Consider the following 19999-nt stretch of genomic DNA (forward strand, 5'->3'; position numbering starts at 1 on the left):
GGTATGCGAGTGATTCTCGCTATAGGGTCCCCCGCATGATCGATACCGCTGGCCACCCGGCCGACCCCGCGGCCGCCGGACCGCTGCTCGCCGAACCACAGCTCGCCGGGCTCGGCCGACGGCTGGCCGGGTTCGGGCTGGAGCTGCTGCTGTGCGCGGCGACCCTGGTCGTCGGCTGGCTGGCCTGGTCGGTGTACGAGTGGCGCCACGGCCGCACCCCCGCCAAGCGGCTGCTCGGCCTGCGCGTCGTCGACGCGGTGTCGGCCGAGCCCGCGGGACTGCGCACGATGGCGCTGCGCCAGGGCGTGTACGCGATCGGCGTGGTCGGCCTGTTCGGCGCGGCCACCCTGGGCCTGGGCTGGATCCTCGCGGCGCTGTTCGCGTTCTCGCCCACCCGGCAGGCGATGTGGGACCGGCTCGCCTTCACCACCGTGGTCCGGTCGCGGTGACCGCCCGGCTGAGCGCGCCGCTGGGCCGGGGCGCCCGGCTGGCGCGGCTGCTCGCGCTGCTGGTCGTGGTGCCGTGGACCCTGGTCGCGCTGAGCAGCCAGCTCCCCGGGGCCTTGTCCGCGGCGGCCGGTTCCGACGGCGGCCCGGACCATCCGGACGCCGCCGCCTGCGCCGGCTACCGTGCCGCCAACCGGGCGCCGGTGACCGGCCACGACGACCCGAACGCCCGGCTGCGCGCCTTCGCGATCGGCTACCACCTCGACCTCGGGCACGCGGAGAGCTATGCGTCGTGGCGGACCGCGATGCGGTGCCTGATGGAGGAGTCGGTGGTGCCGCACCTCAGGCCCGGTGTACCCACCCTGGTGGTGTTCCCGGAGGACATCGGGCTGCCCACGGTCGGCATCGGCCCGCGCGGTGCCGGGGTGCGGGCGCAGTCGCGCGGCCCGGCGCGGGCCGCCTCCGATGCGGTGCCCCTGGGCATGGCCGGGGCGCTGGCGCAGCTCAACGTCGCGTACGCACCGCAGATCGCGGCTTACCAGGCGCGCTTCGGCGGGGTGGATCCGCGCAAGCAGGTGCTGCTCGCCGCGACCGACACTTTCGTACGCGCCTTCAGCCGCACCTTCTCCGAGATCGCCCGCGACTACGGCGTGTACGTCGTGGCCAGCAACAACCAGGCGCGCTACCGGGTCAGCCACGACCCCGCCGAGGTCGCCCTGTTCGCCGACCCGGCCTACCGCACGACCGGGACGGCGTACGTGGCCACCGAGGCACGCGTGCCCAACGCGACGTTCCTGTGGGGTCCCGACGAGGTGCGGCCCGACGCGCCCGACTTCGAGCGCAACCTGCTGTTCCGCAACGAGAAGGTGCCGCTGACCCCGCTGGAGCTGGACCTGCTCGGCCTCGATGAGGGCCCTTCGGCGGGTGCGGCCGGGCGGGCCAACGCGAGCGGCGTCGACGTCGCCGGGTTCCGGGTCGGGTTCGCCACCTCGCTGCCCGCGTTCGCCTATGGCTACCCGTTCGGGCAGCGCCCGGCCGGGTTCGACCCGTGTGCGGATCTGCTCGTGTCGTACGCGGCCTGCCTGGACGCGCAGGGCGTGGACCTGATGGTGCAGGCCGACGCCAACCCGGGCCGCTGGGCCACGGCGGCGCAGAGCGGCGGCTGGCAGCCCCTGGAGTGGATGGGCTCCACCTGGCGGGCGGTGGCCGACCCGACGGTCGGATTCCGCTACAACGTCACCCCCATGATGACCGGCAACCTGTTCGACCTGGTCTTCGACGGCCAGAGCGCGATCACCGGCCGGGGCGCGGCCGGACCCGGCCGCCGCTACGTCGGCACGGGCGAGCGCGCCGCGACGGACCCGGCCGACTACCAGGTGTACGCCGGGGACAAGCCGGAGTTCCTGGCCATGTCGCCGTGGTCGGCACCGGACGCCGCCCGCGACGCGCTCGCGGCCGCCGCCGCCCGGCTCGCGCCGGGCTCGGGCACTGCGCAGGAGGACGGATACACCGAGTCGGTCGTCTACGCCGACCTGGTGCGCTGATCAGGTCGCGTCAGGTCGCGTCGCCGGCCTGCGGGAAGGTCCAGATGGTCTGGCCGAACCGGGCGCCCTTGGCGAAACCGAGGGCGCGCACCGGGTCCACCCGGAACACCAGGGCTCGGCCGCCGACGTGGTGGAACGCCTCGTCGCGCACCTCGTAGCGCCAGTCGGGGCCGTATTTGAACTCGTACACCAGCGCCACCCGGCACAGCTCGGCGGTGTCGCGCACCCGCCGGGCCTCGCCCTCGACGACCAGGTCCACGCCCTCGTCGAGGGCGTTGGTGCCGGTGGTGAGCACGCAGTGCGGGTTGTCGGCCAGGTTGCGGGCCTTGCGCTCGGTCGCGCCGGTGCAGAAGTAGAGCGCCTCCTCCGACCAGACCGCCAGCAGCGGGGTGACGTGGGGGCGGCCGTCGGGGCGTACGGTCGACAGCCAGAACACCGGCGCGTCCACCAGGCGCACCCGGGCCTGCGCCCACGGCACCGGTTCGGCCCCGCCCCCGCTGTAGCGCGGGTCGAGCACTGCGGTCGGTTCGTGCTGGACGAGGTGTCCCATCGCGCCCTCCGATCGTCGGCGCTGTGGCCATTGCCCGGCGCGGCCGCCGCTAAACCTCGGCCAGGACGCGGGCCGGGTTCGACCAGGCTCAGCCTGCCAGCAGGAGGCGGCGCTCCCGCTCGGCGCCGTCGAGGGCGGCGGTCGCGTCGGCCAGGCGCTGGTTGAGCGTACGGCGCAGACCCGAGACCCGCTGGGTCGAGCGCTCGACGTTGGCGATGGCCGTCTTGATCCGGTCGCGGACGGCCAGGTCCGTGAAGATGTTGTCGAACCACACGTCGGCGAACCGGGTGAAGTCCGCCAGTGCCAGCTCCGGCAGGGTCAGGTCCATGCCGCGCACGTCGGCGAGCTCGTTACGCAGCACCGCGATGTGCCGGTCGGCGAGCGCCGCGGCCGCCGCCGCCTCGTCCATCCGCTCGTGCTTCATCGAGCTGCTGAAGGCACCGCCGCCGAAGAAGGTGTCGTAGCGGGACCAGTCGTCGGCCTTGCTCAGCAGCAGCGCGACCTGGTCGAGGCTGTCGGCGGCCCGGACGGCCGCGGCGACGGCCTCCCGCAGCTCCTTGGCCTCGGCCGTCAGGCAGCCGCGCCGTTCGGCCAGCTCCAGCAGGCGCGCGGCGCGCGGGTCGCCGACCGCGGCGAGGTGCTGCTCCTTCTCGGCGAGCACGGCGGCGTGGTCGGCCTCGGCGGTGCGCAGCGACGCCAGCTTGGCCTTGGCGGCGGCGAGCTCGTCGGCGACCACCCGCAGCCGCTCCCTCGCCTCGGCCACCCGGTAGGCGGCGGCCTGCTCCTCGGCACGCTCGCGCGCCAGCGCGTCGTCGCGCGAGCCGCGCAGCGCCGCCAGGATGCGGGTCAGCGACAGGCCTTCCAACTTCGCGACATCGTCGGCTTCGATAGCGTGCCGGCCGGTGGCGAACCGCACATGCTCCTGAACATCGTTGACGCGACCACGCAGTTCGGCGCAGCGCACGGTGACCATCTGATGCTCGCGCACGGCCTCGGCGGCCACGGCCAGCCTCGCTTCAATATCATCCGACATGCCGGACATTGGAGCACGCCCTCGCAAGCCGCCTCACCTGTGATCGGGCCCGGCCGTCAGTCGGTGTCGGGCAGACCCTCCAGGCGGCGGAGACGCTCGATGATCTCGGCGGTGAGGTCGAGGCTGGCCGCCGACAGCCCGGACATGCGGTGGGCCAGACGGCGTACGCGGGAGTCGCGCAGCGCGCCGAGCAGGCGCAGCTCCTTGTCGACGGCGGCGGCCCGGTCCGGGTCGAGGAAGTAGCCGACGTCGACGCCGAAGTGGGCCGCGATGCGGCCGACCAGCTCGTGGCCGGGATTGGTGCGCTTGCCGGTGCGCAGCATCCCGATGTACTGCGCGGACACCTCGGTCGCCTGGGCCACCATCTCGTCGGTCTGGCGCACGCCGCCCGGTTGGATCGTCTCCAGCAGTCGGTTGTACCGCTCGGCGAAGGGCGGGAGCGCCGGCGGTGCGCTGGGAAGAGGCATGCGTTCGGCCCTTCCGGGGTCGTGCCGCGTCTCATCGAGCGGACGGGGATACCGCATCGTGGATCCTCCACTGCGCATAATCATCGAACAAGCCCGATGCCTTCGGCAAGCCTGTCCCCGTGCCCCGTGCCCCGCTAGCCGGTCAGTTGCCGGCGGAGTCCTGCAACTCGTCGAGCTGGTGCCCGAACGCCATGATCACCGCGTCGAACTGGGCCTGGATCGCGGGCAGGTTGGACCGGGCCGTCTCCAGCGCGCGCAGGCAGGTCGCCAGCATCGCCACGTCGCGGGCCAGCCGCTCCCGGTCGGGGCTGTAGGCGCCCCCGGCCGTGGCCCGGTAGCTGGCCGCCGCCCGGTCGGCGTCGCGGCGGGCGGTATCGATGATCAGCGCGGCCTGCTTCTCGGCCGACTCCACGATGAGGCGGCTCTGCTCCTGCGCCGCCGCGATCACCGTGTCGGCCTGCGCCTGCGCCCGCGCCGTCAGCGTGACCGCCTCGGCGGCGACCTGCCGGGCCCGCGCCGCCGCGTCCACCGGCTGGAACCGGTCGCCCAGCCGCTTGACCCGGTCGAGCTCGGCCTGCTGCGCCAGGATGTACGCGTTGAGGGCGTCCACGTCCTCGGCCAGGCCGCGCCGCAGCCGGTCGACCGCCTCCTTGTCGTAGCCGCGCTTGCGGCCGGCCGCATCCGGCAGGTGGTAGCGCATGATCGACTCTGGCGTGTGCGGCACCCGCCTGCGCAGGTCCGGCTGCTCGTGGGCGCTAGCGGAGCTGATCGGGGTCACCCTGCCTGCTTTCTAGCGGGCCGCCGCGGAGTATCCCGCGCCGGTGGTGGATGGTCGGTATCGCGTGCCGTCGTACTCCTCCACATGCACCCGGTCGGCCGGCACCCCCGCCGCCGCCAGGTCCTCCCGAGCGGCGGCCACCATCGCCGGCGGACCGCACGCGTAGATCTCCAGATCGCCGAGCTTGCCCGCGCTCAGCGCCGCGGCCACCACGTCGTCGCGACCGCGGTCGCCCGTGACCGTCACCACCGACAGCCAGCGGTGCGCCGCCTGAAGGCCGCGCAGCGTCTCCAGGTCGTACAGGTCGGTGTCGGTGCGGGCGCCGACGTACAGCTCGACCCCGCGCACCGGCACCCCCGAGCCGGTCTCCACCTCGACCTGCTCCACCAGCGCCCGAAGCGGGGCCAGTCCCGTGCCGCCCGCGATGAGCAGCAGGTCCCGGCCGCCGCCGGGCAGCAGCGTGAGCCGGTCGCCGACCGCGGCGCCGAGCCGGATCTGGTCCCCCTCGCGCAGCTGGTAGACCAGCGCCGGGCTGAGCTGGCCGCCCCGGTACGCCCGGACGTGGAACTCGATCGTCCCGTCGGCGCGCGGGGTGTTGGCGGGCGAGAAGTAGCGCCACACCCGGGGCCGCAGCGGGCACTCCAGCGACAGCGACTGCCCCGGCCAGTACGGCAGCGGCATGGTCGGCCGGACCGTGAACACGGCCAGGTCCGGCCCGCGCAGTTCGTGCTCCAGCACGTCCGCGGTCCACCAGGCGGGCTGGCTGCGCGCGGCGTGCTCGGCCGCCCGCATCATCGCCGCCGACACCTGGTCGTACGCGTAGGCCCAGTCGCCGGCCAGCTCCGGGGTCCACGCGTCGCCGAGGAAGTGCTCCAGCGTCGCCAGCAGCGCCTGGCCGATCTGGGCGTAGTGCGAGCCGACCACCGAGAACTTGCGGTGGTCGCGGCCCAGGCTCTCCAGGTAGGGCGCCGCCCGGTCGAGGCGGTCGACATGCGACACGATGTGGCCCAGCGCCTGCAGCAGCTTGTCGCGCTGCGCGGCCATGGAGATCGGGAACATGTCGCGCAGCTCCGGGTACGCCACGAACAGGTAGGCGTAGAAGTGCTGCGCCGCCCGGTCCCCCTGATGGAGGACCACGGCGAAACTGCGCTGCAACCGGGCGGCGTCCATGGTCAGGCTGCCGCCGCGATCATCGGGCGGACCCCGGCCAGGATCTGCCCGATCTCCAGGATGATGTCCATCGGCACGTGCAGCTCGAACAGCACGCCCGCGACGTACTGCGCCGTGCGGTCGAAGTCCGCGCCGCTGATCTCCAGGCGGGCGTGCGCGGCCTGCAACCGCTCCACCGGGTACGTCCCCGGCCCGCCCAGGACGTAGGTGAGCAGCTGGGCCATGTGGCCCCTGAGCGCCGCCAGGTCCACGCCGTCGAAGTAGCCGCGCAGCTGCTCGTCGGCGAGCAGGTAGGTGTAGAGCCGGGACACGGCCTCGCGTACGGCGGGGGCGCCGCCGATGAGGTCGTACAGGCTCGCGTCGGTCGGTGGTGCCGTCGGGGTCTGGGTCATCGTCGCCTCCAGCTCGATGAGTCGGCCACGCGGGACGGTGCCTACCGGCCCGGGCCCGCAACGCCCCGGACAGGACGTGGAAGCACACCGACACAACCAGCGGTTTGCTGTGGTGCTGCCGTACCAAACTGCTGGTTATCCGCGCGCGAGCAGCATATATAGACCAACCCCACCGGTGTCAACCAGTAGACGACGAAACTACTGAGCGTATTTCCGACCGAGTGTGCCCGGTGCCGTCCACATCGGCCAGAGCTGCGACGGTGATGCGACAGCCACCAAACCGGACACTCTTTCGTGCGCCGTCGACAGCTCGGGCGTACGGCCGGACAGGCAAAAGCGGGCGCCGGGACTTCGGGGAGTCGCCAACGCCCGCCTGGATCGCGGAGCCGGCGCCTGAGTCGCGCCGACGGTGTTGTTAGGTTAAAACGTTGACTCTGTTAAGACAAGAGCACATCTGAAGTTGCAATTTTTGAAGCAAATCATGTAAGAATCGTATGCCTGTCCGGCCTGGGGGCCCGGGGCAGTGCGCGGAGGAGCGGTCCGGGCGGCGTGCGACGCGACGCCCGGACCGTTGCGGTTCAGGCCGACTCGGCCCTGGTGAGCCTGCGTTCGGCGGCGACCAGGGCACGGCGCGCGGCGCTGTGCTCGGCTTTGGCGCGTACCGAATCGGTTCGGGCCTGTTCGCGGCGCGCTGCCAGCGCCAGCAGCGCCTGCTCGACCTCGGCCAGCTCCGTTGCCGCCGTCTGCTGGGCCCGGTCGGCCGCGCCCAGCCGCTCAGCCGCCTCGGCCAGCTCCGCCTGCGCGGCCGCGAGCTCCCGCCGCGCCCGCTCCTGTTCGGACCGCTCCGGCGCTCTGTCGACGGCCGCCTCGACCTGCGTGGACACGGTCTCGTCGGCTGAAGCAGCGGCACCGGCCCGGGGCGGCACGGGGCGCTCGGGCGCGGGATGCCCGGGTGTGGGATGCCCGGGTGCGGCGGCCGCGCCGCGACGGCGGGATGCGGCACGGTCGTGGCGGCCGATGTCGATGACGTTGTCCACCCGATCCCTGCCGACCGGCGCTGGCACGACCGGGGTGGACGCGACCGGCTCCGGCGCGACCGGGGAGGACGGCGCGGTGCGGCCACCCCGCCGCCGCGCAGCTCGCCCCGGTGCCGCGCCCGGCTCCTCAGGCGCGACAGGTCCACCGGACGCCGCTCCGGCCTCGTCCAGCCGCCCCGCCGAATCGCGCCGGTCGTCCCCGTCCTGCTGGCCGGCCTCATCGTGTTGCTTGCCTTCGTCGTGCTGGTCGGCCTCGTCGTGCTGGTCGGCCTCGTCGCGCTGGTCGGCTTCGGCGGTCGCGAAGCCGAAGCCGGTGTAGGACACCGCTCGCAGCAGGCGGCCGGTGCGCACCTGCTCGGCGATGTCCGGATCGGCCAGGGCGGCCGCCAGCGACTCTTCCGCTTCCGTCAGCGGCAGGCGGGCGGCGGACACGTCTGGCTGGGCCTGCACGGCCAGGTCGGCCGCCTGGGCGGTCAGGTCGGCGAGGAGGTTCTTGCGGCGGGTCGACAGGGCACGTACGCGGTCGCCCGCCAGGTCGCGCTGTGCCCGCCGGAGCTGGTCGGCCAGGTCGGCGAGCTGCGCGGTCAGGTCGGGGCGGGTCAGTGCGAGCCGGTTGACCAGCCAGGCACCGATCGTCGGCCGGCGCAGCCTGCCGATCGCGGCGGCATCCTTGGCCCTGCCCGCAGCTCTCGCCTCGGCCACGGCGGCGTCACGGGCGGCGACGAAACCGTCCGGTGAGGCGGCGTACAGCGCGTCGGCGACCTGGTCCGGATCGGTCGGCACACCGCCATGATCCCCCGCCCGCCTCGACCGCACCTCCGATTCAGCCGACCCCCACCCCACCTACCCGCCCAGCCCCACCCGGCCCTCCCCACCCCGACCCACCCAGTTGATCATGAACTTATGGCCGGGTTCGACGGTGTGTCGCCACCCTGGCACCGTGATCACCAACGCCAGTTCGGCCCGAGCCCACCACGCGCCGCTGGCCCGGCACCACCAGGTTGGCCCGGCAGCGCCAGGTTGGCCCGGCAGCGCCAGGTTGGCCCGGCAGCGCCAGGTTGGCCCGGCAGCGCCAGGTTGGCCCGGCAGCGCCAGGTTGGCCCGGCAGCGCCAGGTTGGCCCGGCAGCGCCAGGTTGGCCCGGCAGCGCCAGGTTGGCCCGGCAGCGCCAGGTTGGCCCGGCAGCGCCAGGTTGGCCCGGCAGCGCCACGATTTCGGCGCTAGTTGCGTTGTGATCGCTAACTGCGGTCACGATGTGCGCTACAACCGCGCGATCGGACCGCAATTGGCGATCATCCGCCTCCCTGCCGCTCGCGTCGGCGCCGCCGTGGTCGGCACGGCCAGCTGGCCGAAGATCGGCGTTTGCGGACGGGATCTGCATCGCGCCCGACCACGACGGCCGGTGATCACGGTGCCAGGGTGGCGACACACCGTCGAACCCGGCCATAAGTTCATGATCAACGGGAGGGGGCGGGGGCGGGGGCGGATGATCGCCAGTTGCGGTCAGAGCGCGCGGTTGTAGCGCACATCGTGACCGCAGTTAGCGATCACGACACAACTTGCGCCGGAATCGTGGCGGTGCCGGGCCAACCTGGTGGTCCCGGGCCAGTGGTGCGGGGGCAGGGTGGGGTGGGGGTGGGGGATGGGGTTAGTGGAGGCCGTGGATGTGCCAGCCGGGGTTGGGGAAGCCGGCGGCGAGGGCGGTGCGGTCGGAGGCGGTGTTGACCGGGTCGTGCAGGTAGATGGGGACGGCGCCGGTGGACAGGATCCAGCGGGCGGCCTGGGCGGTCAGGCGGGAGGCCAGGCCGCGGCCGCGGTGGGCCTCGTCGGTGCCGACGGAGATCTCCATGCCGGCGGGGTTGTGGCGTTTGACGCCGACCCCGGCGGCGTACCGGCCCTGCTCGTCGAAGGCGACCAGGGCGTCGCCGCCGAACGGGCGCAGCCACTCGGGCAGCCGGGGGTCGGTGGCGGGCACCCAGACCCCGGCGTCGGGCAGGCCGGTGGGCGCGGTGGTCCAGCGGAACACCCCGGCGAAGGTGCGGGCCTCGGGGCGGCCGACGGCGGCGGGCAGGCGCGCCGGGACGTCCGCCCAGCCGGGCACGGCAGCGCGTACCGCGTCGGCGATCTCGGGCGGCACGGACAGCACCCCGCCGCCGGGCCGGGAGATCCCGACCACCTCGCGGACCTGGCCGTCCCAGCCGGGCCGGGTGCGCAGGTCGGAGCCGACCACGGTCAGCCCGTCACGGTCGGGCCAGTCCCCCAGGTACGCGGCGAGGAAGGCGGCCAGGGCGGGAGCGGTGCCGGTGTTCATCGCACCGAAGGATACGTCCCCGGCCGCCGCCCCTGACCTGCGGCGCGGTCCTCAGGCCCCCGTCCCCCGCCCGAGCACCGAGATGTCGCGGTCCCCCTCGCCGTCGGCCACCGCGGCGCAGGTCAGCGACACGGCCGCCGCCAGCACCGGCACCGGGCGCCGCGCGTACGCCGCCGCCAGCCGCAGATCCTTGTCCAGCGCACCCAGCGTGAACGGCGCCCCGGTGTAGTCCTGCGCGCCGAGCCGCTCCCGGCTGCGCCCCGCGATCCGCTCGAACGCGCCCAGGGCCAGGGTGTCCAGCACCAGGTCCCGGGGCAGGCCGAGGTCCTCGCCCAGGGTGACGGCGTCGTGCAGGCCCGCCGCCACCACGCCCAGGGCCAGATTCGCGACCAGCTTCAGCGCGGTCGCCGCGCCGACGGGCCCGGCGTGGCGGCGGCGGCCCGCGTGCGACCAGGCGGTCAGCACCGGCTCCGCCTCGGCCGCGTCGGCCGGGTCGCCGCCGGTCAGCACGGTCAGCGTGCCCGACAGCACCGCGGGCACCGAGCCGAGCACCGGCGCCTCCAGGTAGCGCAGGCCCGCGTCGGCGGCGCGGGCGGCCAGCGCCGCCGACTCGTCCGGCCCGACCGTGCTCGCGTTCACGATGAGCGTGCCCGCGGCGGCACCGGCGGCGATGCCGTCGGCCGCGAACAGCGCCTGCTCACTGGCCGTACCGTCGAAGACCATCAGCACGACCAGGTCCGCGCCGGACGCGGCCGCGGCGGCGGTCGGCGCCTCGACCGCGCCCCGCCCGACCAGGTCGCCCGCGCGGCCGGCGGTACGGTTCCACACCGCGACCTCGTGCCCGGCGGCCAGCAGCACCCCGGCGAACGCCGCGCCCATGCGGCCCAGCCCGCAGACGGCGACCCTCACGCCCGGTCCTCCCGCACGATCGCCCACGCCTCGACCTCCAGCAGCAGCTCGGGCCGGAACAGCGCCACGACCTGCACCGCCGTGCTCGCGGGCAGCACCTCCCCCATCGCCTCGGCCCGCGCGTCGCGGATCGCGGGCAGGTATGCCACATCGGTGACGAAGCAGCCCAGCTTCACCACGTCGGCGAAGGTCGCCCCGGCCGCCGCCAGGGCGGTGCCGAGGTTGGCGAAGACCTGGCGGGCCTGGGCGAGCGGGTCACCCGCCCCGACGAGCCTGCCGTCCGCGTCGAAGGCGACCTGCCCGGCGACGGCGACCAGGCGGCCGGTGCCGTGGACGACGTGGCTGTAATTGGGGGACCCGGCCAGGCCCTCGGGCGCCGGTATGCGTACGACGTGCGACATCACGTTGTCCTTTCCAGATCGACTCGATCATTGTGGGCGGTCGCGGCCCGGTGCAGTAGCGCACGTATGTCATCTGAGCCATGCGTGTTCCGCATGGCTGACTACGCTGCCCCGATGGACCTCACCGCGCTGCGCTCGTTCCACGAGGTGTGCCAGCAGGGCTCGATCAGCGCCGCCGCCACCGCGCTGGGCTACACCCAGTCCGCGGTGTCGCGGCAGCTCGCGACCCTGGAGGCGGCGCTGCGGGGCCCGCTGCTGCACCGGCATGCCCGAGGGGTGCGGCCCACCCCGGCGGGCGAGGCGCTGCTCGCGCACACGGCGGCGATCCTGGCCCGGGTCGAGCGGGCCGCTGAGGAGGTAGCGGCGGCCCGCACCCGCCAACCCGCCCGGCTGCGCGTCGGCGCGGTGCCCACCGCCGTCGGGCACCTGCTGCCCCGGGCGCTGATCCGGTTCGCCGCCGACGAACCCGGCGTACGGGTCAGCTTCGCCGAAGGCGTCACCCCACGGCTGCTCCCCCGGCTGCGCGACGGCAAGCTCGACCTGGTCGTGGTCACCGACTACCCGCCCGGCCTGCCCGTGCTCGACGGCGTACGCGTGGTGCACCTGCTCGACGATCCGCTGCTGCTGGCCCTGCCGCGCGGCCACCGGCTGGCCGCAGCCGAGCGCGTCGACCTGGCCGACCTGGCCGAAGAGGCGTGGGTCGAGGACTACGCGGGCGCGGCGGCAGTGCTGACCAGCGCGTGCGGGCGGGCCGGGTTCACCCCGCGCGTCGAGATCGAGACCGGCGGCTGGATGGGCAAGCTCGCGTTCGTGGCGGCCGGGTTCGGGGTGTGCCTGGTCCCGGGGCTGCTGGCGCCGGCCGTACGCGCCGATGTGGCGATCCGCGAGCTGAGCGACCCGCCCAGGCGCGCCGTGTACGCCGCGCTGCGCACCCGCGACGCGCGCACCGGACCGGCCGCCCGCTTCGCCGACGCGCTGGTCGAGGCGGCGGCCGGGGCGGCCTGAGGGCCGCCCCGGCGCGCGGTCAGCTCCGGCTCAGGGCCTCGACCGGCACGAACGCCTGGTCCGCGCCGAGCAGGTGGACCCGGCTGGTAGCCAGGTCGAAGTACATGCCGACCAGTTCCAGCCGCCCGGCGGCGACCCGCTCGCGCACCGCCGGATACGACATCAGGTGCTCCAGCTGCTGGACCACGTTGGTCTGGCACAGCCGGGTCAGGTGGTCGACATCGGACGGCGCGGCCGCCTCGACCCTCGCCAGGCTCGGTTCGGCGTGGCGCAGCCAGCGGCCCAGGTGCGGCATCGGCGCCGGGTGCGTCACCGGCCGCAGCAGCGCGGCCAGCGCGCCGCAGCCGGAATGGCCGCACACGGTGATGGTGCGCACCTCGAGCACGTTGAGCGCGAAGTCGACCGCCGCGCCGACCCCGGCGGCGTCGCCGTCGCCGGAGTCGGGCACCAGGTTGCCGACGTTGCGCACCACGAACAGGTCCCCCGGGCCGGTGGCAGTGATCAGACTGGGCACCAGCCGCGAGTCCGAGCAGGTGATGAACAGCTGCGTCGGCTGCTGGCCGGTGCGGGCGAGGTCTGCCAGCAGCGGCGCGATCCGCCGGGCGGCGTGGCGGTGGAACATCCGCGCCCCGCGGGCCAGCCGCTCGCGCGCCCCGCCGCCGTGCGATACGCCGTCCGGCATGGACGCGTCCGGCGCGGCGGGGGCGGCCCCGGCTGGGCGGTGGATGCGGGGCAGCCACCACGCGGCCGGGTGCGGCTTGCGGGCCGGCGGCCGCTGGCCGGTGATCGCACCGGCGTACCAGTCGTGGTGCAGTTCGTGCACCTCGACGGTGCCGCCGCCGCGCTCGTGCCCGACGAGCCAGTCGTGCAGCGCGGTCACCGCGGCGTGGTCCATGAAGTCGGCGTTCAGCTCGACCGAGACCGCGGTCCCGGCGGGCACCTGGGCCAGCTCCCGGCTCAGTCGCGGCACCGCCAGGAACGTCACCGAGCCCTCGACCACGACGTGCCAGCCCTGGCCGTCCAGGTAGGCGCGGACCGTGGCGTGGGTGAGCCGCCACACCGACAGCAGCAGCGCGCAGCCCATCCCGACCAGGACGCCCTCGAACAGGCCCAGCACCACCACCGACAGCAGCGTCAGCAGGTAGACCGGGGTCTCCCGGTGCTGGTGCACCTGCTGGGCGTGGGTCAGGTTGACCATCTGGACGCCGGTATAGACCAGCAGCGCCGCCAGCGCGGGCAGCGGAATCAGTTCGATCACCGGCACGGCGGCGACGACCAGCGCCAGGATCCAGACGCCGTGCAGCACCGTGGACAGCCGCGAGCGGGCTCCGGCGCGTACGTTCGTCGACGACCGCACGATCACCCCCGCCACCGGCAGGCCGCCCAGTGCCCCGGCGACCAGGTTGGCGGCGCCCTGCCCGCACAGCTCCCGGTCCAGGTTGACCCGCGGCCCGGCGTGCATCCGGTCGACGGCCACCGCGCACAGCAGCGACTCCACGCTGGCCACCATCGCCACGGCGCCGACCGCCGCCAGCGCCAGGTGCAGCGGTCCGGTCGGCCACTGCGGCCCGGCCTCGAACGACAGCACGTCGTCGGGGATCTCCACCCGCTGCACCGGCCAGCCGGTGGCCGCCGCGGTCACGGTGCCGATCACGACGGCGGCCAGCGGCGCCGGGATCCACCTGGGCAGCGCCGGCACATACCGCCACAGCGCCAGGACGGCCAGGGTGAGCACCCCGATCAGCACCGCCGTGGTGTGGTTGTGCATCAGTTCGCGCGGCAGCGCCCTGAGGTTGGCCAGCGGCGAGGCCTGCGGCGCGTCGCCGAGCAGCACGTGGATCTGCGACAGGACGATCACGACGCCGACCCCGGCGAGCATGCCGTGCACCACCGCCGGGGACACCGCCAGCGCCGCGCGGGCGACCCGCGAGGCGCCGAGCAGCAGTTGCAGCAGCCCCGCCGCGACCGTGATCGCGCAGGCGCCGCGCCAGCCGAACGTGGCGACGGTCTGCGCCACGATCAGGGTCAGCCCGGCCGCCGGGCCGCTGACCTGCACCACCGAGCCGCCGAGCACGCCGGCGACGATGCCGCCGACGACCGCGCTGATCAGGCCCGCGATCACCGGCGCCCCGGACGCGACCGCGATGCCCAGCGACAGCGGCAGCGCGACCAGGACCACCACCAGGGAAGCGGGCAGATCAGCCCGCAACCGTTCCCGCCAGAACCCGTTCATCTACCCATCACTTCCCTCCGTCGACACCTTGTCGCCGTCCTAACGGCACCAAGCTGTGAAAACGCTGATGATGAGATCAACGGCAGCCGGGTGCGGGCTGGTTCGCGGCTTGGAACACCCACGCTGGAACGCCGGCCGCGCAGCCCACCTTTCATAGACGTCGGCCTATCACATCGACTGACACGAGATCGTCTTCGATGAGATAGGCCAACGTCTATGGAACTCACGGGCTGGAGGGCGTCCCCCGGTGCGCAGGGTCAAGGGGCCGGCGGGCGTGGGCGCGGGGTCAGGCGAGCAGGCTCGCCAGGTACGGCTCGACCAGCTCCAGCGGGCCGGGCAGCTCGTCGTCGCAGTACATGTCGAAGAAGGCGAGCAGATCGCCGTGGCGGTCGCGCCCGCCCAGCAGCGGCAGCAGCGCGTCCGCCGTGGCCTGGCCGTACGCGAGCAGCAGGTTGACCCGCAGGTAGCCGAAGTCGTAGCCGGCGCTACCGCGCGAGGAGTTGGTCCAGTCGACGATGCCGGTGAGCCGGCCGTCGCGCCACAGCGTGTTGCCCGGGTGGAAGTCGCGGTGCAGGAAGACGCCGGGCGCGGGCGGTGCGGGCCGGGCGGCCGCGACGGCGTCGCGCCACAGCTGCGGCCGGGTGCTGGTGGGCGGCGGCCCGACCCGCCCCAGATCGGTGTACGGCAGCCAGTCCGGCAGCCCGGCCCCGTCCAGCGAGTGCAGGACGTGGCCCGCTTCGACGAGCTGGCGCAGCATGTCCGGCGTCAGCTCCTCGGCCCCGTCGGCCCGGTGGGTGGCGCCGTGCAGCATGGTGCCGGGCAGCCAGGTCATCAGCAGCGCGGGGAACTCGCACCAGGCACCGCCGGGGTCGGCGTCGACCAGCCGGGGCACGGGCAGGCCGCTGCGCTCCAGCATGGCCAGGGCGCGCATCTCGTCGTACGCGGTGAAGACCGGCGGGTCGTCCTCCCAGCCGGGCCGCGACCACAGCCGCAGCACGTAGACCGCGTCGGTGGTGTGCACCGCGCTCACGCTGCTGGCGATGCCGCCCCGAAGCGCGGCCACGGCCGTGACCGGGTGCGGCAGCACGCGAGCCAGCCAGGCCAGGGTCGGCGCACCCGGTCCGGGGTGCTGGGGTGAGGTGGGCGCCATCCGCCCATCGTCGCGGCCGGGCGTCGGGCGGCCCAGTGGTTTCTGCGAGGATGTGCGCGACATCCCGTCCAGAGATGAGGTCCGCATGCCCCGGCTGCACCTGATCGGCAGCACCCACGAGTACGGTGACGTGCACACCTATCGGTTCCGTCCGGACGGGCGGCTCGACTTCCGCCCCGGCGAGTACGGTCACCTGTTCTTCCCGCAGCTGCTGCGCCGGTTCACCAAGCCGGTGCGCGAGATCTCGTTCGCCTCGGCGCCGGGCGACGACGAGGTGTGGTTCACGCTGGACCACTCGTCGAACTCGCCGTTCCAGCAGCACTTCCGGGCGTTGCAGCCGGGTGCGGCGATGCAGGTGTTCGGCATCGGCGGCCACCTGCGCCTGACCGACGACGCGCACCGGCCGCTGGTCATGATCGGCGGCGGCATCGGCGTGACCCCGTTCCGGTCGATCCTGCGCCATCTGCGCGCCCACCAGCCGAGCACCCCGGTGGCCCTGGTCCACGCCGCCCGCGAGCAGCACCTGTACGCGGGAGAGTTCGCGCAGATGCCGATCGCGTACCACCGCGTCGGCCGGGCGGAGCTGGCCGCGAAGCTGGCCGAGGTCGCCCTGGTCGAGCCGCCCGCCACCTACCTGGTGGCCGGTTCGGACGGTTTCGTGGCCGCCGCGGTCGAGCAGCTGCGCATCGCCGCGGTGCCCGACGACGCCATCCAGACCGACACCTTCAAGGGCCTGCACGACCTGGACACCGTCACCCCCTGACGACGCCACCTCTGTCCGAGTTGCCGGGCAGTCGGGGCGATGCGGGGCTCCGATGCGCCCGATTGCCCGGCAACTCGGGCGAGAGGACGGTCAGAGGCGGTAGTCGAGGTCGGGGGTGATGACGGCGACGTCCAGCTGCGCCTTCTGGAGGCGGCCGGAGTAGTCCCAGTTCATCGCCTGCCAGCGGGTGAACTGGTCCAGCACCCACATGCCCGACTGGCGGCTGCCGTTGCCGGAGCGGCCGTTGCCGCCGAAGGGCAGGTGCGCCTCGGCACCGGAGGTGGAGTTGTTGACGCTGACCATGCCCGCGCCGATGCCGCGCCGGAACGCGAACGCCTTGGCCGGGTCCGTGGTGTAGATCGCGCTGGACAGGCCGTAGCCGGGCGCGTTGGCCAGCTCGATCGCCTCGCCGAGGCTGCGGTACGTGGTGACGCCGATGATCGGCCCGAACGTCTCCTCGTCGAAGAGGGCGTCGCCGGGGCGTACGCCGTCGACGACGGCGGGGTGGTAGAACAGGCCGCGCTCGGGGTCGCCGACGAACCCGGGGCGCGGGTTGGCCGCGGTGATCCGGCCGGTCGGGCCGAGCACCCGCTGGCTGTCGGTGATGGACTTCAGATGGCCCTCGTACGAGGTGGCGAAGCGCTCGTCCAGCAGCGGGCCGTACAGCACGTCCTGCGTCGGGTCGCCGATGGCGGCCGCGGCGACGGCGGCGGACAGGCGGCGCAGGAACTCGGCGTGCACCGACTCGTGCACGATCGCGGTGCCCAGCGAGGTGCAGCGCTGCCCGGCGGTGCCGAACCCGGCGAACAGCGCGCCCTCGACGGCCAGGTCCAGCTCGGCGTCCTCGGTGACGACCATCGGGTTCTTGCCGCCCAGCTCCAGGCAGGGCGTCTGGAGGTGGCGGCCGCACAGCTCGCCGACGGCCCGGCCGACCTCGGTGGAACCGGTGAAGCCGACCTTCTGCACCAGGCCCTGCTCCAGTGACGCGCGCAGCCCGGCGAAGGTCTGCGGGCCGTCGGCGTGCACCAGGTTGAGCACGCCTTCGGGCAGCCCGGCGCGCACGAACAGCCGGTAGAGGGCGTCGGCGCTGGCGGCGGCGTACACGGCGGGCTTCCAGACGGCCGTGTTGCCGCACAGCAGCGCGGGCACCAGGTACCAGGACGGCACGGCGACCGGGAAGTTGCCCGCCGTGATGATCATCGCGGTGCCGACCGGCTCGCGGAACGTGAACAGCTGCTTGTCCGGCATCTCCGACGGCACGGTCTGGCCGTAGAGGCGGCGGCCCTCGCCGAGGAAGAAGCGGCAGGTGTCCACGATCTCCTGGACCTCGCCGCGCGCCTCGGCCAGCGGCTTGCCGATCTCGCGGGTGACCAGCCGCGCCAGTGCCTCGGCGTTCGCCTCGACCAGGGCGCCGACACTGGCGACGACCTGACCGCGCACCGGAGCGGGCACGTCGGCCCAGGCCCGCTGCGCGGCGTGGGCCGACCGGGCGGCCGCGACCAGTTCGGCGGGCTCGCCGAGCCCGATCTGCGCGACGACATCGGACAGGTCCGCCGGGTTGCGGCTGTCCACGACACGCGCGGTGGCGTCGGCCGGGACACCGCCGATCATCGAACGAAGCATGCCAGCATCATCCGCCCGCCGCGCCGCCGCGTCGAGCGCTCTGGAAGATCCAGAATGCCTGGACTTTCGCCGGACTTCTGGCACACTGTCCGAATGCAGAGAGTGACCGGGATCGGCGGGGTGTTCCTGCGCGCCCGCGACGCCGACGCCCTCAAGGCCTGGTACCGCGACCATCTGGGGATCGAGGTCTCCGCCTGGGGCGGGCACCGGTTCTTCTGGCAGGCCGGCGGCTCCACCACCTGGTCGGTCTTCGAGGCCGACAGCGACTACTTCGGCGACGCCCGGCAGCCGTTCATGCTCAACTTCCGCGTCGACGACCTGGACGCGATGCTGGCGCAGCTGCGGGCGGCCGGGGTCAAGGTGGTCGACGAGGTCGAGGACGGCGAGTTCGGCAGGTTCGGCTGGGTGTACGACGCCGAGGACAACCGCGTCGAGCTGTGGCAGCCCCCGCGCGGGCAGTGATCGCGGCGATGAGGCGGTTCCTCGGCCGCAGGCGCACCTGGCCCGACGGCTTCGGCCTGCTGCACGTCTACCTGGTGCCCGACCTGGACCGCGACCGCGATCTGGCCCGGCTGGTCGACGACTGCGGCCGGATAATGTCCGGGTACGACTTCATCCCGCCCATGGCGCCGCACTGGATCCACGCCACCGTCGCGCCGGTGATGGGCGTCCCGTCCGCGACCGTCGACGCGGCTGTCCGGGCGGAGTTCGCCTCCCGGCTGCGCGCCGCGCTCAGCGGGGTGCCCGCGTTCACCCTCACCGCCGGATCGCCGCTGGCCGGGGCGAGCACCGTCGCGCTCGACCTCGACGGCGACCTGCCCGGCCAGCCCCTGCACACGGTGTACACGCTGACCCGCAAGGTGATCGGGGAGCTGTTCGGGCCGGGTGCGCTGGAGTACGAGGCCATGCCCGGCCACCTGACCCTGGCCTACGCGTCCGGCGCGGGCGACTCCGGCGACGTGCAGAGCGCGCTGCGCACCCGGGTGCGGCCCAGCCACGCGCCGATGACCGTCGGCGAGGTGCACGTCGTGGACGTGGTCCAGCACCGCGATCCGGTGACCTACTACAGCTGGACGGTGATCGACCGCATACCGCTGCGCGCACCGGAGCGTGCGATCATCGGCGGATGAGCGAGCAGTGGCACACCGTCGAGGAGATCAACGCGGCCCGCGCGCAGCGGGAGCAGGCGATCCCCGGCTACCGGCCGCCGTCGGCGTTCGGGCTCGGCCTCCCGCTCGGTGACGGGATCGAGTTCGCGCACGTGAACGTGGGCGCGGGACTGCTGCCCGCCGTGATCGTCGCGGGCACCTGCGGGCACGTGAGCGGCGACGCGTCGTACGAGCTGACCCCCGCCGAGCTCGACACCGTCCTGGCCGAACTCGCTCCCGCCGAGGCGTGCACCGACCTGCCGCACCCGAACCTGTGGGGCTGGCGTGCGCTGCGGGCCCGGCTCGGGGACGGCGACCGGGTCGTGGCGGTGTACGTCGAGGACCTGGCCGCGACCGGCACCGACCCGCACGTGGCGGCGCTGCGGGAGCTCGCGGCCGGGCGCTGACTCAGGACCGCGCCATCCGGCGGGCCAGTTCGGCCGCCCGGAACAGCTGCACCGAGCGGGCCTGGCCGGTGACGAAGCCCTTCAGCGGGGCGGGCATCGACAGGTCCAGCCGCTCCAGGATGCGGGTGCCGTCGCCGTCGGCGATCAGCTCGACCGTGGACTCCAACCGCACGCCGCCGGGGCTCTTCACGCTCTGGGCCAGCTTCCCCTGGTCGGGCAGCGTACGCATGCGCACCTTGATGGGGTTGTCCCAGCGCAGCTTCCGGAGGAACTTGAAGCGCTCGACCGCGATGTAGTCGAGGACGGGCCGGTCGCGCTCGTCCACCGCCATGCGCACGTCCCGGACGGTCACGACCAGCGGGGACAGGCCGATGTAGCTGTTGGGGTCGGCCAGGTGCCGGAACACCTCGTCCAGCCCCGCGTCCACCCGCCATTCATGCTCCAGCACCGCCTTGGCCACGCCCCCACCCTAAACCGCCCCCACCTCGACCACCAGACCCGCCATGATCAGCGTGCGTTTCGTGCAGTTTCGGGGAAAGTGCAGGAATCTTGGCGTGCTTTCGCGCAGTTTCCCCGAAACTGCACGAACCCGGGCGCGGGCGGACGCGGGCGGACGGCGGTCGCGGCCGGGCG

General features: G+C 73.9%; 21 protein-coding genes. 7 read left to right on the forward strand and 14 right to left on the reverse strand.

Annotated features, from left to right (window positions below; genetic code table 11):
* Positions 1 to 35: 35 nt before the first annotated feature.
* Together Cs7R123_RS26965 and Cs7R123_RS26970 are read left to right on the forward strand one after the other, a co-directional pair.
* On the forward strand, positions 36 to 449 hold the full coding sequence (locus Cs7R123_RS26965; protein ID WP_212830502.1) for an RDD family protein: 414 nt from the start codon (positions 36 to 38) through the stop codon (positions 447 to 449).
* Positions 446 to 1990 (forward strand): hypothetical protein, encoded by a 1545-nt coding sequence (locus Cs7R123_RS26970; RefSeq protein WP_212830503.1) that lies wholly within the window; start codon positions 446 to 448, stop codon positions 1988 to 1990. Before Cs7R123_RS26965 ends, Cs7R123_RS26970 begins: the two co-directional genes overlap by 4 nt.
* A 10-nt stretch (positions 1991 to 2000) precedes the next feature.
* Here the strand turns inward: Cs7R123_RS26970 and Cs7R123_RS26975 are convergent, their stop codons facing one another.
* From Cs7R123_RS26975 to Cs7R123_RS27020, 10 genes are all read right to left on the reverse strand, one after another.
* Positions 2001 to 2540, reverse strand: a complete 540-nt coding sequence (locus Cs7R123_RS26975; protein WP_212830504.1) for a pyridoxamine 5'-phosphate oxidase family protein — start codon at positions 2538 to 2540, stop codon at positions 2001 to 2003.
* An 88-nt stretch (positions 2541 to 2628) separates the two neighbouring features.
* Positions 2629 to 3573 carry a hypothetical protein gene (locus Cs7R123_RS26980; protein ID WP_212830505.1) on the reverse strand — a complete coding sequence of 315 codons (945 nt, stop codon included), beginning with the start codon at positions 3571 to 3573 and terminating at the stop codon, positions 2629 to 2631.
* A gap of 56 nt (positions 3574 to 3629) precedes the next feature.
* A complete protein-coding gene (locus tag Cs7R123_RS26985; RefSeq protein WP_212830506.1) occupies positions 3630 to 4040 on the reverse strand; it encodes a helix-turn-helix domain-containing protein in 411 nt (136 codons plus the stop codon).
* A gap of 142 nt (positions 4041 to 4182) precedes the next feature.
* Positions 4183 to 4818: a hypothetical protein gene (locus Cs7R123_RS26990; protein ID WP_212830507.1), complete on the reverse strand. Its 636-nt coding sequence runs from the start codon at positions 4816 to 4818 to the stop codon at positions 4183 to 4185.
* A 12-nt stretch (positions 4819 to 4830) separates the two neighbouring features.
* A complete protein-coding gene (locus Cs7R123_RS26995; protein WP_212830508.1) occupies positions 4831 to 5988 on the reverse strand; it encodes a globin domain-containing protein in 1158 nt (385 codons plus the stop codon).
* A 2-nt stretch (positions 5989 to 5990) separates the two neighbouring features.
* Complete coding sequence (locus tag Cs7R123_RS27000) at positions 5991 to 6380, reverse strand: group 1 truncated hemoglobin (protein ID WP_212830509.1); 390 nt, start codon at positions 6378 to 6380, stop codon at positions 5991 to 5993.
* A 578-nt stretch (positions 6381 to 6958) separates the two neighbouring features.
* Entirely contained in the window at positions 6959 to 8200 is a 1242-nt protein-coding gene (locus Cs7R123_RS27005) for a hypothetical protein (protein ID WP_212830510.1), read from the reverse strand.
* 864 nt (positions 8201 to 9064) lie between these two features.
* Positions 9065 to 9727, reverse strand: coding sequence for a GNAT family N-acetyltransferase (locus Cs7R123_RS27010; protein WP_212830511.1), 663 nt, complete (start codon positions 9725 to 9727; stop codon positions 9065 to 9067).
* A 51-nt stretch (positions 9728 to 9778) separates the two neighbouring features.
* Positions 9779 to 10636: an NAD(P)-dependent oxidoreductase gene (locus Cs7R123_RS27015; protein ID WP_212830512.1), complete on the reverse strand. Its 858-nt coding sequence runs from the start codon at positions 10634 to 10636 to the stop codon at positions 9779 to 9781.
* Complete coding sequence (locus Cs7R123_RS27020) at positions 10633 to 11037, reverse strand: RidA family protein (RefSeq protein ID WP_212830513.1); 405 nt, start codon at positions 11035 to 11037, stop codon at positions 10633 to 10635. The genes Cs7R123_RS27015 and Cs7R123_RS27020 overlap by 4 nt, the downstream gene beginning before the upstream one ends.
* Positions 11038 to 11130: 93 nt before the next feature.
* Between Cs7R123_RS27020 and Cs7R123_RS27025 the strand changes: the two genes are divergently transcribed.
* On the forward strand, positions 11131 to 12042 hold the full coding sequence (locus Cs7R123_RS27025) for a LysR family transcriptional regulator (RefSeq protein WP_212830514.1): 912 nt from the start codon (positions 11131 to 11133) through the stop codon (positions 12040 to 12042).
* A 19-nt stretch (positions 12043 to 12061) separates the two neighbouring features.
* Here the strand turns inward: Cs7R123_RS27025 and Cs7R123_RS27030 are convergent, their stop codons facing one another.
* On the reverse strand, positions 12062 to 14275 hold the full coding sequence (locus Cs7R123_RS27030) for a bifunctional SulP family inorganic anion transporter/carbonic anhydrase (RefSeq protein WP_212830515.1): 2214 nt from the start codon (positions 14273 to 14275) through the stop codon (positions 12062 to 12064).
* 286 nt (positions 14276 to 14561) lie between these two features.
* A complete protein-coding gene (locus tag Cs7R123_RS27035) occupies positions 14562 to 15425 on the reverse strand; it encodes an aminoglycoside phosphotransferase family protein (protein ID WP_212830516.1) in 864 nt (287 codons plus the stop codon).
* An 85-nt stretch (positions 15426 to 15510) separates the two neighbouring features.
* Here Cs7R123_RS27035 and Cs7R123_RS27040 point away from each other — a divergent pair, with 85 nt between their 5' ends.
* On the forward strand, positions 15511 to 16188 hold the full coding sequence (locus Cs7R123_RS27040; RefSeq protein WP_212830517.1) for an FAD-dependent oxidoreductase: 678 nt from the start codon (positions 15511 to 15513) through the stop codon (positions 16186 to 16188).
* Between the two features lie 90 nt (positions 16189 to 16278).
* Here Cs7R123_RS27040 and Cs7R123_RS27045 read toward each other — a convergent pair whose 3' ends face one another.
* Positions 16279 to 17811 (reverse strand): aldehyde dehydrogenase family protein, encoded by a 1533-nt coding sequence (locus Cs7R123_RS27045; protein WP_244872170.1) that lies wholly within the window; start codon positions 17809 to 17811, stop codon positions 16279 to 16281.
* A gap of 93 nt (positions 17812 to 17904) precedes the next feature.
* Between Cs7R123_RS27045 and Cs7R123_RS27050 the strand changes: the two genes are divergently transcribed.
* From Cs7R123_RS27050 to Cs7R123_RS27060, 3 genes are read left to right on the forward strand one after another with little or no spacing between them, the layout of a single operon-like run.
* Complete coding sequence (locus Cs7R123_RS27050) at positions 17905 to 18273, forward strand: VOC family protein (protein ID WP_212830518.1); 369 nt, start codon at positions 17905 to 17907, stop codon at positions 18271 to 18273.
* An 8-nt stretch (positions 18274 to 18281) separates the two neighbouring features.
* Positions 18282 to 18941: a hypothetical protein gene (locus Cs7R123_RS27055; protein ID WP_212830519.1), complete on the forward strand. Its 660-nt coding sequence runs from the start codon at positions 18282 to 18284 to the stop codon at positions 18939 to 18941.
* Positions 18938 to 19366 carry a hypothetical protein gene (locus tag Cs7R123_RS27060; RefSeq protein WP_212830520.1) on the forward strand — a complete coding sequence of 143 codons (429 nt, stop codon included), beginning with the start codon at positions 18938 to 18940 and terminating at the stop codon, positions 19364 to 19366. The genes Cs7R123_RS27055 and Cs7R123_RS27060 overlap by 4 nt, the downstream gene beginning before the upstream one ends.
* A gap of 1 nt (position 19367) precedes the next feature.
* On the opposite strand, the gene Cs7R123_RS27065 is transcribed toward Cs7R123_RS27060, so the two are convergent.
* Complete coding sequence (locus Cs7R123_RS27065) at positions 19368 to 19826, reverse strand: SRPBCC family protein (protein ID WP_244872171.1); 459 nt, start codon at positions 19824 to 19826, stop codon at positions 19368 to 19370.
* Between the last annotated feature and the right edge of the window lie 173 nt (positions 19827 to 19999).

It is taken from the genome of Catellatospora sp. TT07R-123 (assembly GCF_018327705.1).
GTDB lineage: Bacteria > Actinomycetota > Actinomycetes > Mycobacteriales > Micromonosporaceae > Catellatospora.